The organism is Rickettsia senegalensis, assembly GCF_056135685.1.
Genome location: NZ_JBVYTQ010000001.1, coordinates 1,288,273 through 1,304,237, shown reverse-complemented (window position 1 = coordinate 1,304,237; position 15,965 = coordinate 1,288,273). Strand labels below are relative to the sequence as shown.

Below are 15,965 nucleotides of genomic sequence, written 5' to 3'. Positions count from 1 at the left end.
AGCGAAAATCGCCATTGCGAGGAGCCGTAGGCGACGCGGCAATCTCGTTCAAATATCCTGGGATTGCTTCACCCTGATTACTGCGTAATTCTTCTCGCAATGACATAAATTAAACAAGCATACTACGTGCTAAAAATTTCAATTCAGCTTCAATGCTAGAGTTGGCAATTATTATATCTTCTAGTCGGTAATTATTTCTTTTTAAATAATTTTCTCTAATATCTGAAGCAAAAAAGCCAAAGCCTAATATTAAGACTATCTTAAATATAAACTTTAACTCTTCGATATTAATCGCCGTAACGATTATATTCGCTATTACGACAATAGCAATAACTAACCACATTTTATGGTATAATGCCCAAAATACACTTAAAAGAGCAGCTGTCCATGAAAAGCCTTCTTCAATAACAATAAAATTATTATTTTTTTGTGTGGAGTTAATGTATATTGCGTATATATTCATTATTTAAGTTTAAGCCTTGAAAATTCAAGGGACAATAATTAATTAAACCTGATTAGTCAAGTATACTCTGCTGATTTCAAGGATTGCTCTTTGTTATCTTCATGGATTCACGTACTCACTTATTAAGTATAAGCTGCGTGCGTTCACCATTTGATAACAAATTCAATTCTTGAAATCATTTGAGTATATACTAAGATAGAACTTCAAAAATTGGTGACAATGTTCTACAAGAGCTGCGGTACGAACTATATTAAGTAACGGCTTCCGTTCCGAGGACTTTGAACTCCTAGCTCTTTTTGAAGTTGCGTCGAATAACTCTTTATTTTATTGAGGAGTAATTCAATACTATATAGTACCTAATTAACAACTTAATATCAATAAATTTTATATTATGTCAGATAATTTAGCCTTACACGGCACAACAATACTTTGTTTAAAAAAGAACGAAGAAATAATTATAGCAGCAGATGGACAAGTCTCGCATGGTAATACCATACTAAAATCTATAGCACGAAAACTTCGGACTATAGCAAATAATAAAATTATTGCCGGTTTTGCGGGTTCTACGGCTGATGGTCTTGCGTTATTTGAAAAACTTGAAGTAAAGATAGAGCAACATAAGCATAATCTACTTAGAAGTGCAGTTGAGCTTGCAAAAGATTGGCGTAACGATAAATATTTGAGACGTTTGGAAGCAATGATGATTGTTGCTGATCGTAGTCATATATTAATTTTAACCGGCAACGGTGATGTCGTAGAGCCTGAAAATAATGTTGCGGCAATAGGTTCAGGTGGTTTATTTGCACTATCTGCCGCTCGTGCTTTAATGTCTTACGAGAACAATTTAACTGCTGAAGAAATTGCTTTAAAATCTATGAATATAGCTGCAGATTTGTGTGTATTTTCTAATCATAATATTATAATGGAAAAAGTTGTATGAAAGCTACTAAAACTACTTATAAAAAAGACCCTATGGGGCTTACCCCTTCTCAAATAGTTAATGAACTTAATAGATTTATCGTAGGTCAAGAAAAGGCCAAAAAAGCTGTTGCTATTGCACTTAGAAACCGCTGTCGTCGTAAAAGAGTAGAAGGTAATTTACGTAACGAAATAGTACCGAAAAATATTTTAATGATCGGTTCAACCGGTGTCGGGAAAACGGAAATAGCAAGACGCCTTGCAAAGTTGACTAATTCTCCTTTCTATAAAATTGAAGCAACTAAATTTACCGAAGTCGGATATGTAGGGCGTGATGTAGAATCAATAATTCGTGATTTAGTCGAAATAGCCGTTAATACTGAAAAAACTTTAGCAAAAACGCAAGTAGATATTAATGCACGTGAAAAAGCGATAGAGAGAATATTAGATAGTTTAGTAGGTAAAACTTCTAGTAGTGAGACTAGAGAAAAGTTCAAAGAAAAAATTTTAAACGGCGAACTCGATGATACGGAGATCGAAATTAGCGTAGCTGATACTACACCTGTCGGTGGTGGAAGTTTTGAAATACCAGGCATGCCTGGAGCATCTATGGGCGTTCTTAACCTTGGCGATATGATTGGACGAGTCCTTGGTAGCAGTAAGACTAAAACAAAAAAAATGCTAGTTAAAGATGCTATAGCTATTATTATACCTGAGGAATCAGAAAAATTAATAGACCAAGAAAAAATTATTCAGCAAGCTATAAATTTAGCTGAAAATGATGGGATAGTTTTTATTGATGAAATTGATAAAATAGCTTCGACCGGTAGTTCCGGAGCAAAAAATGCTGAAATAAGTAGAGAGGGAGTGCAAAGAGATTTGCTACCTTTGATAGAAGGAACAACGGTTAATACTAAATATGGCCCTGTTAAAACCGATCATATATTATTTATTGCTTCAGGTGCTTTCCATATTGCTAAACCTTCTGATTTATTACCAGAGTTACAAGGAAGATTACCGATTAGAGTGGAATTAAATTCACTCACCAAAGATGATATGATTAAAATATTACTTGAACCTGAAACTAGTTTAATAAAGCAATATTCGGCGTTAATAGGTACTGAAGACGTGCATCTTGAATTTGCTGCTTCTGCTATTGAGAAGATAGCGGATTATGCGATCACCGTTAATTTAGAAGTCGAAGATATAGGGGCTAGAAGGCTGCATACTATACTTGAGAATTTGCTTGAGGATATAAGCTTTGAAGCTAGCGAAATGAAAGGCAAAAAAATAACTATCGATGATAAATTCGTAGAAAATCAATTATCAAAAATAATAACTAATCTTGACTTAGCTAAGTTTGTTCTATAGTATGCTTTTTCGATTGGCGGTTGTTGCTTTCCGTCATTCCTGCAAGACCTTGTTGCGTAGATATAAAAAAAGGGTCGTGCCTCCGTATTGCAGTTTAGAGTAAATAGTCTATAATCCTCAAACAGTAATAAGAGAGAATTATAGTTAAGGAGTTATGGCAAAAATAGATGTTAAGTGTAGATATTGTAACAACACAGAAGAAGTAATAAAGTCAGGATATTCAATTTCAAAACAACAGAGATATCAATGCAAGCGGTGTAATCGATATTTTCAATTGGAGTATATTAATAATGCATCTAAGCCTGGAGTTAAGGAGCAAATAGTAGAAATGTCAATCAACGGCTCTGGAGTTAGAGATACAGTAAGAGTATTAAAAGTGGGTATCAATACAGTTATCCGTGTTTTAAAAAAATCTAGTATTAAAAAACAATAAATCATTCTATCAGTACAACAGAAGTAATTATTGCTCCTGAGATAGATGAACAATGGTCTTATGTACAGAATAAATCCAGACAACGATGGCTTTGGTATGCCTTGGATAAGATTTCGTTAAAAGTAGTTGCTTATACGTTTGGTACAAGATGTGATAGCACATTAGAATCATTACTGAAAAAACTAGAGAATTTCAAGGTGACTTTTTACTATACAGATGGATGGGGGAGTTATGCTAGGTTATTAGACCCTAAAAAGTATATTATCAGTAAAAAATACACTCAACGGATAGAACGAAGTAACTTGAACCTTAGAACGAGATGCAAGAGGCTTGCACGTAAGACAATCTGCTTTTCCAAGTCATTGGATATTCATGATAAGGTTATTGGTACTCTTATTGAACGTATAGCTTTTTAATAGGCGTAACTGCAATATGGAGGCATGACCAAATTACGGTACTGTTTTAATAGAAAAAGCAGAAGAACTAGCAAAAGAAAAAAATGTTTATTTATAACTTTAACTACAATGGACTTCCAAGCAAAGCCGTTTTATGGAAGACAAGGGTACAAATTAGAATTTACGAGAGTCGGTTATCCTTATGACTCTATAATGTATTATTTACGGAAAAATTTATGACACTAAAACTCGGAATTGTTGGGTTACCGAATGTCGGTAAGTCAACGTTATTTAATGCCTTAACGGCAAGTCAGGCTGCGGATGTTGCTAATTATCCGTTTTGTACTATTGAGCCTAATAGCAGTAAAGTTTTAGTACCGGATGAGCGTTTGCAACGACTCGCAAATTTAGCAGGAAGCGGAAAAATCATTCCGTCTTATATTGAGTTTGTCGATATTGCAGGGCTTGTTAAAGATGCAAGTAAAGGGGAGGGGCTTGGTAATAAGTTCTTATCTCATATCAGGGAAGTTGATGCAATACTGCACGTACTGCGTTGTTTTGAGGATGAGGATATAACGCACGTACATAATAAAGTCGACCCAATTCACGACCTTGAGGTTATTGAAACAGAGTTAATACTTGCCGATATAGAATCGGTTGAAAAGCGTTTAGCAACAAGCGAAAAACGCTTGAAGTCAGGTGATAAAACAATGGCAGAGCAGATAGAATTGTTAAAAGAGGTTTATAAAGTGTTGGCAGACAGTAAACCTGCAAGAGCATTAAATGAAATTTTAGGAGCTGATAATTTAAAACAATTGCAGTTAATTACTTCTAAGCCCGTTTTATATATATGTAACGTACTTGAAAAAGATGCTGCTATGGGTAATGAATTTACGAAATTAGTAGCAGAAAGAGCAAAGAAAGAAAACGCTAAAAGTGTCGTAATTTCTTCAAAAATAGAAGCTGAGATTGCTTTACTTGAAAGCATGGAAGAAAAAAAAGAGTTTTTAAAATTTATAGGTTTAGAGGAAACGGGGCTTAGTAAAGTGATTAAAGAAGGGTATAATCTCTTAAACCTTAAAAGCTTTTTTACCATAGGTCATAAAGAAGCCCATAGTTGGACTTTTAAAGACGGCACGCTTGCACCGGCTGCTGCCGGCATTATTCATACCGATTTTGAAAAAGGTTTTATCAGAGTGGAAGTTATCGGCTATGAAGATTATATAAACCTTGGTAGTGAAGCAAAAGCCAAAGAGGTAGGCAAAATGCGTTTAGAGGGTAAAGAATACAAAATGCAAGACGGGGATATAGTACATTTTAGGTTTAACGTATAGCTACTATGGGCATTGCTAACTAAAAGCGGATATCGTCATTCCTGCAAGACCTTGTTGCGTAGATATAAAAAAAGTAGCTGCGAACTAAGAAAAGTAGTAAATCGACAAAAAACTTAACCACAAGTGTGTATGTCAAAGCTACAAAAAGTTTGCAACTGGAAAGAATATAACAGAAGTTTAAAGAAAAGAGGAACAATAATTTTCACATTTTGTGAAGAATATTTAAAAGAGTTATATTATGGAGGGGAACAGAGGCAAGGAGGAGCGAGAAGATATAATAGCAAGATGTATGAATATTTGCTAACAATTAAGCTGTTATTAAGATTGCCATGGCGAGCAACAAGCGGATTTGCAGAAGGAATGTTTAGCAAAATATTTGCGGGTAAGGATTTAAGAATACCGGATTATGCCCATGCATCAAGAATCGCTAGTAAGCTAAAGTTACGAGTAAAAAATATTGGAGTACAAGAGAAAGGTTCAGGGAAAGAGATAGTATTTGATAGTACCGGAGTAAATGTATATAGCACCAGTGGGTGGCATCAAAGGAAATACGGTAAGGATGGATTATAACGTGTAGAAGTCAAGATTTAATCTTACAGACATTATAAAAATTATATCTGAATGTCTGATAAGTTATGACTGTCAGATGAGTATTCAAGATATAAGATTTCGTTATTCTTTTCAACAGCTAACTTTTTACTATCCATAAAAGTCTGCATAGGTGTTTTTCCATAGCAATATTTACCGGAATGCGGTCTTTCATTATTATAATATTCTAGCCAAATATCAAGATCTAGTTGTAGATCATCAAGATCAGTATAGATCTTTTTACGCATAGCAGTATCAAAGAATTCTTGTTTCATAGTTTTATTAAAACGTTCACACATACCATTTGTTTGAGGAGAATATGCTTTAGTAGTAGTATGCTCAATACCCTCAATGCTTAAGAACAATTCAAAAGCATGATGTTCTATATTACCTTTATACTCACCACCTCTATCAGTTAAAATACGAAGTACTGGTATTTGCTGACTCTCATACCATGGTAACACTCTATCATTAAGCATGTCAGCAGCGGTAAGTGCTGTTTTATCAGTATATAGTTTAGCCTCTGCAACCCGAGTGTAACTATCAATAAACACTTGAGAATATACCTTGCCTATGCCTTTAAAATTACCTACATAATATGTGTCTTGGCATCCTAGATAACCTGGATGCTGTGTATCAATCTCACCATGAGCTTCTTTCTCGCTACGCCGTTTCTCTAATACTTGTAACTGAGCTTCGGTAAGAACAATACCATCCTGAGCCATTTTGGCTTCTAATGCTTTAAGTCTTTTATTGATATTATTTAAATCATTACGTAGCCAAATAGATCTAACTCCTCCAGGTGATACAAGAATACCAGTCTTTTTAAGCTCATTTGATACTCGCAGCTGACCATAAGCGGGGTATTCTATTGCCATATCTAATACTGCTCTCTCTACGGCAGGATCAACTCTATTCGCTATAATTGGCTTCTTCCGACTAATCTCATATAATGCTTCTTCTCCTCCTGTTTCATATAACTCTTTAAACCTATAATAACTGTCTCTACTGTAACCCATAGCTTTACATGCTGACGATATACTACCAAGACTCCTAGCTAATTCTAGTAATCCTATTTTTGGCTTTATTATTTTTTGATTTAGATTCATCTCTAATCCTCCATTTAATATTATCTTAATTTTACTAAATGTAAGATTAAATCTCAACTATTACAATATATTAAATGAAATGATTGCCCTTGGGAAAGCTCAATATAGCTTTTAGAATTATATAAAATTTAATTATTTTTATACTCTAAGCGCTATATTGACTTTTTTTTAATCTCCACGCAACAACGCCTTGCGAGAAAGGCTTGCTTGCGTAGACTCCCAGTCGTCATTGCGAGGAGCGAAGCGACGTGGCAATCTCAGGATTTTGGCATGAGATTGCCGCGTTAAGGCTTCGCCTTTCCTCGCAATGACGTTAGTTTCCTCACAATTTCAGCATCATCAAAAGGTAATTTCTTATCGCCTATAATTTGGTAATTTTCATGACCTTTGCCGGCAATTAATAAGATATCATCTTGCTTTAAATTATTTATAGCATATTTAATAGCTTCGTCTCTATTTGCTATTTCCGTATAATCCGCTTTCTCTATACCGCTTATGATTTCGGCTCTGATCAGTTTTGGATCTTCATGACGTGGGTTATCATCGGTAATTATGACGTTATCAGCGAGTCTTGCGGCTATCTGCCCCATAAGACTTCTTTTTGTCTTATCACGATTACCGCCACAACCAAAAACTACGTTTAGCCTACTATCACGTAATTTAACATTTTTCAGTTCCGTTAAAGCTTTTTCAAGAGCATCCGGAGTATGGGAATAATCAACAAAAATATTAGTGCCGTCTATTCGCTCCATTCTACCTTTTACCGGTTTAACTTTTGCTAAAGCGTCTATTATCTCATCAAAAGCAAATCCGGTGTAATGTACAGTAAGGGCAGCAATTAACAAATTGCTAGCCTGAAAACTACCGATTATAGAGGTATTAAAACTACATTCTCTATTATTGAATATAAAATTAATATTTTGTCCTTTTAAAGAACCATTGATTTTAGTTATTTGTACATCACCTTTTTTTCCAACAGTGATAAATTTAATATTATGATTATGTAAATAATCTTTAACGAACTCTATTTCTTCTATATCGGAATTTAATATTGCAATGCCACTTGGTAATAAATGCTCGGTAGACATCTTCCCAAACTTCGCTTCTAGCAGTAATTTAGACGTCGATCCGGTACTCGCATCCTCACGTACTAGTGTGTACGCTGTGGTGCTGTGTTCCGTGTCTCCTTTAAATTCCTCTCTATAAGCTGGTTTAAAAAGATGTCTAGTAAATAATTTCAGTTTGGCTAATAAATAATTTTCTTTTGTATGGTGATAATCTAGATGATCCTGACTAAAGCTTGTAAAACATGCGATATTTACTTTTGTTTCACCAAGTCTTGCTTGTTCAAGACCATGGCTAGAAGCTTCAAAAGCTAAATATTCTATATTGTTTTCAGCTAAATTATGAGCAATTTTTCTAAAGCTTAAATAATCCAAAGTTGTTAATTCAGGTACATCATTTATAAGATTATCACAGCCGAATATCTCTACCCCTATTGTACCTATAGATGCAGCTTTCTTCCCAAGCAGTGAGTATGTTTGAGCTATATAGGATACTACCGAACTTTTGCCGTTTGTACCTGTTACGGCTATTAGATTCTTTGGTTTTTTAGGATAGAAGATTTCTATAGCTTCATATAAAGCCGCTTGTACATCTTCTACGTAAATTACTTTATCATCTATAATAGTATTTTTTTTATTGTCTGTAATTACTAATATTGTACCTTTGTTTAAAGCATCCTTAATACAATCATTTCCATCGACATTTTGTCCTTTAATCGCAAAAAAGACGTCTTTATCCTTAACGGTTTTAGAATTAATCGACAAACCTTTTACTTTATGTTTTTGGAATAATTGTTTTAGGTTATAGGGCATGTTTGTTACGTTAAAAAAGTGTTATCGTCATTGCGAGAATCGGTTTTTCCGTCATTGCGAGGAAAAATTGAAAATTTTGACGAAGTAATCTCGGGAGTCCTACTTTATGAGATTGCCACGTCGCTTCGCTCCTCGCAATGACGGTTCTAGTATCCACGCAGGCAATGACGTATTAGGAATGACATCGAATCTACACCCCCCCTAATTTCCGAAGTAACTGATTCGCCTCAACAATTATATTTTTATCTACTAATTTCTTGATATATACTAATTTATTATCCGGTTTGATTTTTGCCTGATTAGAGTAAGTACTAACGAACTTCAAAATTTTATCGGTCATATCGGCATTTTTATAAAATTTAATCACAAATCCGTTATCTCCTGAATCCAAATTCTCAATATTTAACTTAAAGCATAATAGTTTTATTTTTACAATATCAAGTAAATTATTAAATTCAATCGGTAGTGAGCCGAATCTATCAATCATCTCGTCTTTAAATTTCTCTACTTCTATCTCATTACTTAAATTACCTATTCTTCTATATAGCCCAAGTTTAAGTGCTGAATCGGATATATAATTATCAGGAATAAAGACGGATAATCCCAAATTAATATTCGGAATAAAAGGTTGTTCCGAAACAATAGGTTCATCTTTAAAGAGAGCTATTTGCTCTTCCAGCATTTCTTGATAAAGCTCCGTACCTACTTCCCTAATTTGTCCTGATTGCTCTTCACCGATTAAATTACCGAAGCCTCGTAAATCCATATCATGGCTTGCAATAGTAAAACCTGAGCCTAAAGCACAACTATTTTGTATTATCTCTAAACGTCTTAAGGAGTGCGGCGTCATCTTTTTATGACTTGCTACTGTTAGATAGGCATAGCCCCGCACTTTACCTCGACCTATCCGACCACGCAATTGATATAGCTGGCTAAGCCCCAGCATATCGGCCTTATGTATGATCATGGTATTTGCTTCGGCTATATCAATTCCTGATTCTATAATAGTAGTTGAGACTAGTATATCGAATTTACCGGCATAAAACTCGCTCATAACCTCATCAATTTTACTCGGGGTCATTTTTCCGTGAGCTATTTTATAACTTAATTCCGGCACGATTTGTTTTAATTGTTTTTCGATATCCTCTATATCTTTAATTCTCGGAACCACATAAAAGCTTCTTCCACCTCTAAAATGTTCGCGTAATAATGCATCTCTGATAATAACGGGATCAAACGGCATAACCATCGTCCGCACTTCCAGCCTGTTTAGAGGCGGCGTTGCAATAATACTAAGTTCTTTTAAACCGGTCATTGACATTTGCAGGGTTCTAGGAATCGGTGTTGCCGACATTGCAAGTACATGGGAAGAGGATTTTAGCGATTTAAGAAATTCTTTTTGACCGACACCGAAATGCTGTTCTTCATCGATTATTAACAATTTTAAATTAAAGAATTTTGTATTTTTGTGTAATAAAGAATGAGTACCTATTATTATATTTATTTTACCGTTTTCAAGCTCTGATCTTATAATTTTTGCTTCTTTAGCACTAATAACGCTAGATAATTGCTTAATATTTAAACCAAATCCCTTAAACCTTTCTATGAATCTTGAAAAATGTTGACTACATAAAATAGTTGTCGGTACAACTACAGCTACTTGAGGTAAATGTTCATTTAGAGATTTTGCTACCATAAAGACGGCACGCATTGCTACCTCTGTTTTACCAAACCCGACATCACCGCATATTAACCTATCCATTAACATACCGTTCCTCAAGTCTTCTTTAATATCGTTTATAGCGGTTAACTGGTCTTCTGTTTCGCTGAAAGGGAAATTAGCACAAAATTTATCATATTCTTCAAGGTCAAATTCAACGGAAGCACTGCTATTAAGTTTCCTTTTAGCTGCTATTTGTATTAAATGCAGTGCTATCTCTTTTATACGGTTTTTAAGTTTCGCCTTACTTCTTTGCCATGAGACGCTGCCAAGCTTATCAAGCTCTGCATTATCATTACCGTATTTTTTTATTACCTCTATATTTTCAACCGGTATATATAATTTATCATTACCGGCATATAAAATCTTTAAAAAATCATGTAGTTTGCCTTTGATTTCTAAAGCTTCTAGCTTTAAAAACTGCCCTATTCCATGATCTTTGTGTACTACAAACTCACCTTCAGCTAAATTATCAAGCTCCAGCAAGATATTTTTAAGCTTTTTGTTAATGTTTGTAGAGCTAGATTTTTCTTCCAATAATTCGCTAGAGGTAATAAATAAATATTCTTTAGTACAAAAGCTTTGATTTAAAGGAATTATCCCGACATTTATTACTGAATCCTTAGCCTCATCTAATTTATTTATCTCATTATATTTATATTCATAATTTTGGGTGATGCTTTTAATTCGCTCAAGACCGCTTAAAGAAGCTGCACCTATTACGATTTTTTTAGAAGAATGAGTTTTAATAATCTCAAATAATTTATCAAAAACCGTTTTCTTTCCTATAAAGCTTGTGGCAGCTATATTTTCAATTAGAGTTGCTTGCTCAGAATTTTCATAACTAATCAATATATTATTTTTTTGTTCTAGTAATTCCGTTATTTCAGAAGCAGTAAAATATAAACTAGTCGGTGAAAGGGCGGGATAGAAACTATTAAATTTAAGTTTATTCGCCTCTGACCTTGCTGAATAAAAATCATTATAACTATGCTCAAACTCTAAAATGGCTTGTTTTGATAAATTATCGAATATGACAATAGGATCGTTTAGGTAATCTACTAAGTTAGAGTAGGAATTATAAAATAACGGAAGTAATTGTTCATACCCTGCGAATTTTCTTCCTGATATCACTGCCTCATATAAAGGATTATCGGTATGATTAACTCCAAAATTTCGTAAGTAATTATTCTTAAAATTACCGATTGTTTCAGAGTTTAAAACTATCTCATTTGCAGGACTAATAACGAGTTCGCTGCAAGATTTAGTTGAAATTTGTGTATCAATATCAAATTCTTTTATTGATTCAATATAATCCCAGCTAAAATTAATTCTATAAGCTTTAGGACTAGGCAATATTATATCAATGATTTCGCCTCTAACCGCAAATTCCCCGACATCGATGCTACTCGCATTTCTTGTAAAACTATTTTCTACTAGAAACATAGCAAGCTGATCCGTAGTAAATTTCATTTTAGGAGATAATTTTAAAAAATATTTAGAAAAAAAATCTTTCGGCGGTAATTTGTTTAATAAGTTCGCTGCATGAGTGATGAGTAATTTGCCGTTACTATTATTTGTTGTTAGCTTGGTTAATATTTCTGCACGTCTAGATAAGATATTTGCATTTGGTGACGTATGGTCGTAAGGGATAGTATCATAGCTTGGAAAGTAATAAATATTTTCATTAGAAGAAAAAAATAAAGCTTGCTTGTATAATTGCAACGCTTCATCTTCATTACTGCTACTCAAGATAAAATCTTGCTTAAGATTCTTGGTAAAATTATGGGTTGCAAAGAAAGATTTGGCAGTAGCCGGAAATTTTTGTTGTAACATTCTACAGGAATTTATATTTTTGCTATTTTGCGTAATTTATCAATTATTTCGGCATCTAGATAAGAAGGAGCAGAAGATTTATTATTAATCCAATTATAAAGTTCATTATCATTTTGATCAAGTATTAAAGAATAGCTTCTAAGTTTTTTTTCATCCATTAAGGATAGGTACTTTTCGGCAAAGCTACCGAGTATATAATCCATTTCTTTGCAACCGCGGTTTTGACTACGGTAAAAAAGTTTCTTTTGTAAAGAGTTTTTATTTAATTTATTCATCTATAACATCTTGCAAAATTTTTTTATAATAATATTATTAAATTTATCAGATACCAAGATCATTTTAAAATGCTTTAGGCATTGCCTCGAAGCAGTTAATGCCGTCATTACGAGCGACTAAAAGGGGCGTGGCAATCTCATAAAGCAGGACTCCTGAGATTGCGGATGTACAAATTACTACGTAATTTTCCTCGCAATGACGTAAACTTTTCAAATTATCAATAACAGCAAAAAGCGTAAATATGCCGGTTCAAAATATCTGTTCTACAAGAGCTTATGATATATTAATTTCAAATGATAATACTTTTCTTGTGGATGTTAGAACTAAAGAAGAGCGGCAACAAGTTGGAATACCTCATTTAGATAATAAAAATAAGTTGGTCTTTCTAAGTTGGCAATTGAATAAAGATTTTGAAGATAATTTTTTATCTATAATTAAAGATAAAATAGATGCAGCAATATTTTTCTGTGTCGTTCAGGATATAGGTCATTTATCGCAGCAAATTTTATAGCTAATATGGGTTATAAAAATTGTTATAATATTAGTGACGGCTTTGAAGGAAATAATCAAGACAAAGGCTGGAAACAAAATAACTTACCGTGGCAGTTTTAAGTGAGTACTAATCAAATAATTTTAACGGATCAAGGTGATAATTATGTAAATGTTTGGAGTTACGTGACTCAAGATCTTTACAATCATTACGGTGAAACTCTATATAATAGCTGGTTTAGTAAAGTCAATTTTATAGAGTCTTCATTAAATACCGTTATTCTTTGTGCCCCTACTAACTTTGTTAGAGATTGGATAAAATCCAAATACTCTATGGTCATATTGCAACTATTTCAACATTATAATAATACCATTAAGTCGATTGAAATAATTACTAAAGAGTTACCTGGAACAACCCAAACAGTTATAGAATTACCTACTAAGACTTTTGCTGATATCGGAAGCAGTGAGCTTAATTCGGAAAATATCTTTTCAACTCTTGACATACGTTTTACTTTCGATAATTTTGTGGTTGGAGCCCCAAATGAACTAGCTTATGCAGCAGCAAGAGCTGTTGCGGAATCATCAGGTGCGGTTTCTGAATCTAATCCGCTTTTTCTATATGGCGGGGTTGGACTCGGTAAGACGCATTTAATGCATGCAATCGGTTGGTATATCAAGCAGAATAACCCAAGCCGCAAAGTGATATATATGTCTGCAGAGAAGTTTATGTATCAGTTTGTTAAAGCTCTGCGTAATAAAGAAGTAATCTCGTTTAAAGAGAAATTCCGCTCGGTTGACGTGTTGATGATTGATGATATTCAATTTATTTGCGGTAAAGATAGTACGCAGGAAGAATTTTTCCATACTTTTAATACATTGATTGATAATAACCGTCAAATGGTTATTTCTTGTGATAGGTCACCTTCAGATTTAGATAATATTGAAGATCGGATAAAGTCTCGACTTGGGTGGGGCTTAGTGGCCGATGTTCATAGCACTACTTATGAGCTACGACTCGGTATTCTAGAATCTAAGATTGAACAGATGAACGTTAAAATACCGAAAGACGTAATTGATTTTTTAGCATCTAAAATCGTTTCAAACGTTAGAGAACTTGAAGGAGCTTTAAATAAAGTGATAGCTCATTCTAATTTTACTTTAAAAGAAATTACACTCGAAAATACACAAAATATTTTAAGAGATTTATTACGTTCTAATGAAAGAATAATTACCGTTGAAGATATTCAGAAAAAGGTAGCTAGTCGTTATAATATTAAATTATCTGATATGTCTTCGTCACGGAGATTACGAGAAGTTGCAAGACCACGTCAAATAGCTATGTATCTTAGTAAAGCATTAACACCGAAAAGCCTTGCAGATATCGGTAAAAAATTCGGTAAAAAAGACCACACGACGGTTATGCATGCTATTAAGAAAGTAGAAGAATTACTGGAAAACGATATAGAATTACGCGAAGAGATTAATTTGCTGATGAAAATATTGCAGAATTAGTAAAGTACTATGCCATTCCCGCGAAAGCGAGAATCTAGAAAAAAATGAAACTATTTAAATCTTTTATATTTATACTTATTGACTAATGGACTCCTGCTTTCGCAGGAATGACATAAACAGCAATGTAACAAAGCCAAAATGTCACAAAAATGACATAGATATATACAAAATACCCTCAAAAAATGATTCAGTAAAAGAAATTTTTTCAAAATTATCCGGAAAGTACCGAATTAACAGAATTATAGATAATTATGGTTATGGTGAGGAGATAGCATATTTTCTACAGCATAATTCAGAAAATTTAAATGAATTAATCTATAAAGAGAGGTTGAAAATTAATTATAGCAAATACGATCATCAAATCCCCGCTAATAAAGAATATAGATATATTTTAGAAAATAATAATATTGTAAAATATTTTGCCAAAGCAGAAAATAGCTTATTTCATCGTTTAGATTTTATAGATAACTTGTAATAGTTGAGATTTAATCTTACATTTAGTAAAATTAAGATAATATTAAATGGAGGATTAGAGATGAATCTAAATCAAAAAATAATAAAGCCAAAAATAGGATTACTAGAATTAGCTAGGAGTCTTGGTAGTATATCGTCAGCATATAAAGCTATGGGTTACAGTAGAGACAGTTATTATAGGTTTAAAGAGTTATATGAAACAGGAGGAGAAGAAGCATTATATGAGATTAGTCGGAAGAAGCTAATTATAGCGAATAGAGTTGATCCTGCCGTAGAGAGAGCAGTATTAGATATGGCAATAGAATACCCCGCTTATGGTCAGCTGCGAGTATCAAATGAGCTTAAAAAGACTGGTATTCTTGTATCACCTGGAGGAGTTAGATCTATTTGGCTACGTAATGATTTAAATAATATCAATAAAAGACTTAAAGCATTAGAAGCCAAAATGGCTCAGGATGGTATTGTTCTTACCGAAGCTCAGTTACAAGTATTAGAGAAACGGCGTAGCGAGAAAGAAGCTCATGGTGAGATTGATACACAGCATCCAGGTTATCTAGGATGCCAAGACACATATTATGTAGGTAATTTTAAAGGCATAGGCAAGGTATATTCTCAAGTGTTTATTGATAGTTACACTCGGGTTGCAGAGGCTAAACTATATACTGATAAAACAGCACTTACCGCTGCTGACATGCTTAATGATAGAGTGTTACCATGGTATGAGAGTCAGCAAATACCAGTACTTCGTATTTTAACTGATAGAGGTGGTGAGTATAAAGGTAATATAGAACATCATGCTTTTGAATTGTTCTTAAGCATTGAGGGTATTGAGCATACTACTACTAAAGCATATTCTCCTCAAACAAATGGTATGTGTGAACGTTTTAATAAAACTATGAAACAAGAATTCTTTGATACTGCTATGCGTAAAAAGATCTATACTGATCTTGATGATCTACAACTAGATCTTGATATTTGGCTAGAATATTATAATAATGAAAGACCGCATTCCGGTAAATATTGCTATGGAAAAACACCTATGCAGACTTTTATGGATAGTAAAAAGTTAGCTGTTGAAAAGAATAACGAAATCTTATATCTTGAATACTCATCTGACAGTCATAACTTATCAGACATTCAGATATAATTTTTATAATGTCTGTAAGA

General features: G+C 33.5%; 13 protein-coding genes and 2 pseudogenes. 10 read left to right on the top strand and 5 right to left on the bottom strand.

Translation table 11 applies throughout. From position 1 onward, the window contains the following. Positions 1-109: 109 nt before the first annotated feature. Positions 110-463, bottom strand: a complete 354-nt coding sequence (locus AC0ODJ_RS07180; protein WP_218460415.1) for a DUF2628 domain-containing protein — start codon at positions 461-463, stop codon at positions 110-112. A 391-nt stretch (positions 464-854) separates the two neighbouring features. Here AC0ODJ_RS07180 and hslV point away from each other — a divergent pair, with 391 nt between their 5' ends. From hslV to AC0ODJ_RS07155, 5 genes are all read left to right on the top strand, one after another. Beyond that, complete coding sequence (gene hslV / locus AC0ODJ_RS07175; RefSeq protein WP_218460416.1) at positions 855-1,403, top strand: ATP-dependent protease subunit HslV; 549 nt, start codon at positions 855-857, stop codon at positions 1,401-1,403. After that, positions 1,400-2,752: an ATP-dependent protease ATPase subunit HslU gene (gene hslU / locus AC0ODJ_RS07170; RefSeq protein ID WP_218460417.1), complete on the top strand. Its 1,353-nt coding sequence runs from the start codon at positions 1,400-1,402 to the stop codon at positions 2,750-2,752. The genes hslV and hslU overlap by 4 nt, the downstream gene beginning before the upstream one ends. A 154-nt stretch (positions 2,753-2,906) precedes the next feature. Continuing rightward, a protein-coding gene (locus AC0ODJ_RS07165) for an IS1 family transposase (RefSeq protein WP_474465112.1) occupies positions 2,907-3,601 on the top strand; the annotation gives its coding sequence in 2 pieces (ribosomal slippage) (positions 2,907-3,180 and positions 3,180-3,601; 696 coding nt in all). Between the two features lie 215 nt (positions 3,602-3,816). Continuing rightward, the gene (gene ychF, locus AC0ODJ_RS07160; RefSeq protein WP_474465535.1) at positions 3,817-4,914 is read left to right on the top strand and encodes a redox-regulated ATPase YchF; all 1,098 of its coding nucleotides are present in this window, start codon (positions 3,817-3,819) and stop codon (positions 4,912-4,914) included. Between the two features lie 129 nt (positions 4,915-5,043). Further along, a complete protein-coding gene (locus AC0ODJ_RS07155) occupies positions 5,044-5,484 on the top strand; it encodes a transposase (RefSeq protein WP_121843865.1) in 441 nt (146 codons plus the stop codon). A gap of 41 nt (positions 5,485-5,525) precedes the next feature. On the opposite strand, the gene AC0ODJ_RS07150 is transcribed toward AC0ODJ_RS07155, so the two are convergent. From AC0ODJ_RS07150 to AC0ODJ_RS07135, 4 genes are all read right to left on the bottom strand, one after another. Continuing rightward, on the bottom strand, positions 5,526-6,611 hold the full coding sequence (locus tag AC0ODJ_RS07150; RefSeq protein WP_127896995.1) for an IS481 family transposase: 1,086 nt from the start codon (positions 6,609-6,611) through the stop codon (positions 5,526-5,528). A gap of 284 nt (positions 6,612-6,895) precedes the next feature. Next, complete coding sequence (locus tag AC0ODJ_RS07145) at positions 6,896-8,488, bottom strand: UDP-N-acetylmuramoyl-L-alanyl-D-glutamate--2,6-diaminopimelate ligase (protein WP_218459834.1); 1,593 nt, start codon at positions 8,486-8,488, stop codon at positions 6,896-6,898. 190 nt (positions 8,489-8,678) lie between these two features. After that, on the bottom strand, positions 8,679-12,044 hold the full coding sequence (mfd, locus tag AC0ODJ_RS07140) for a transcription-repair coupling factor (protein ID WP_218459832.1): 3,366 nt from the start codon (positions 12,042-12,044) through the stop codon (positions 8,679-8,681). Positions 12,045-12,055: 11 nt separating this feature from the next. Then, positions 12,056-12,319 (bottom strand): FAD assembly factor SdhE, encoded by a 264-nt coding sequence (locus AC0ODJ_RS07135; protein WP_218459831.1) that lies wholly within the window; start codon positions 12,317-12,319, stop codon positions 12,056-12,058. Between the two features lie 105 nt (positions 12,320-12,424). On the opposite strand from AC0ODJ_RS07135, the pseudogene AC0ODJ_RS07130 reads away from it, so the two are divergent. The 5 genes and pseudogenes from AC0ODJ_RS07130 to AC0ODJ_RS07110 form a co-directional block, all read left to right on the top strand. Continuing rightward, positions 12,425-12,523: pseudogene (locus AC0ODJ_RS07130) on the top strand (lytic transglycosylase domain-containing protein); the annotation flags it as partial. Positions 12,524-12,561: 38 nt separating this feature from the next. After that, positions 12,562-12,932: pseudogene (locus tag AC0ODJ_RS07125) on the top strand (rhodanese-like domain-containing protein). Beyond that, positions 12,933-14,324 (top strand): chromosomal replication initiator protein DnaA, encoded by a 1,392-nt coding sequence (gene dnaA / locus AC0ODJ_RS07120; RefSeq protein WP_218459830.1) that lies wholly within the window; start codon positions 12,933-12,935, stop codon positions 14,322-14,324. 85 nt (positions 14,325-14,409) lie between these two features. Beyond that, a complete protein-coding gene (locus tag AC0ODJ_RS07115; protein ID WP_474465531.1) occupies positions 14,410-14,799 on the top strand; it encodes a DUF6314 family protein in 390 nt (129 codons plus the stop codon). Between the two features lie 60 nt (positions 14,800-14,859). Next, positions 14,860-15,945 carry an IS481 family transposase gene (locus AC0ODJ_RS07110; protein WP_474465637.1) on the top strand — a complete coding sequence of 362 codons (1,086 nt, stop codon included), beginning with the start codon at positions 14,860-14,862 and terminating at the stop codon, positions 15,943-15,945. Positions 15,946-15,965: the final 20 nt, after the last annotated feature.

What these genes read in the sequence shown, in the direction of transcription:
- AC0ODJ_RS07180 (WP_218460415.1), bottom strand. Translation starts at nt 463, where the DNA reads ATGAATATATACGCAATATACATTAACTCCACACAAAAAAATAATAAT.
- hslV (WP_218460416.1), top strand. Translation starts at nt 855, where the DNA reads ATGTCAGATAATTTAGCCTTACACGGCACAACAATACTTTGTTTAAAA.
- hslU (WP_218460417.1), top strand. Translation starts at nt 1,400, where the DNA reads ATGAAAGCTACTAAAACTACTTATAAAAAAGACCCTATGGGGCTTACC.
- ychF (WP_474465535.1), top strand. Translation starts at nt 3,817, where the DNA reads ATGACACTAAAACTCGGAATTGTTGGGTTACCGAATGTCGGTAAGTCA.
- AC0ODJ_RS07155 (WP_121843865.1), top strand. Translation starts at nt 5,044, where the DNA reads ATGTCAAAGCTACAAAAAGTTTGCAACTGGAAAGAATATAACAGAAGT.
- AC0ODJ_RS07150 (WP_127896995.1), bottom strand. Translation starts at nt 6,611, where the DNA reads ATGAATCTAAATCAAAAAATAATAAAGCCAAAAATAGGATTACTAGAA.
- AC0ODJ_RS07145 (WP_218459834.1), bottom strand. Translation starts at nt 8,488, where the DNA reads ATGCCCTATAACCTAAAACAATTATTCCAAAAACATAAAGTAAAAGGT.
- mfd (WP_218459832.1), bottom strand. Translation starts at nt 12,044, where the DNA reads ATGTTACAACAAAAATTTCCGGCTACTGCCAAATCTTTCTTTGCAACC.
- AC0ODJ_RS07135 (WP_218459831.1), bottom strand. Translation starts at nt 12,319, where the DNA reads ATGAATAAATTAAATAAAAACTCTTTACAAAAGAAACTTTTTTACCGT.
- AC0ODJ_RS07115 (WP_474465531.1), top strand. Translation starts at nt 14,410, where the DNA reads ATGGACTCCTGCTTTCGCAGGAATGACATAAACAGCAATGTAACAAAG.
- AC0ODJ_RS07110 (WP_474465637.1), top strand. Translation starts at nt 14,860, where the DNA reads ATGAATCTAAATCAAAAAATAATAAAGCCAAAAATAGGATTACTAGAA.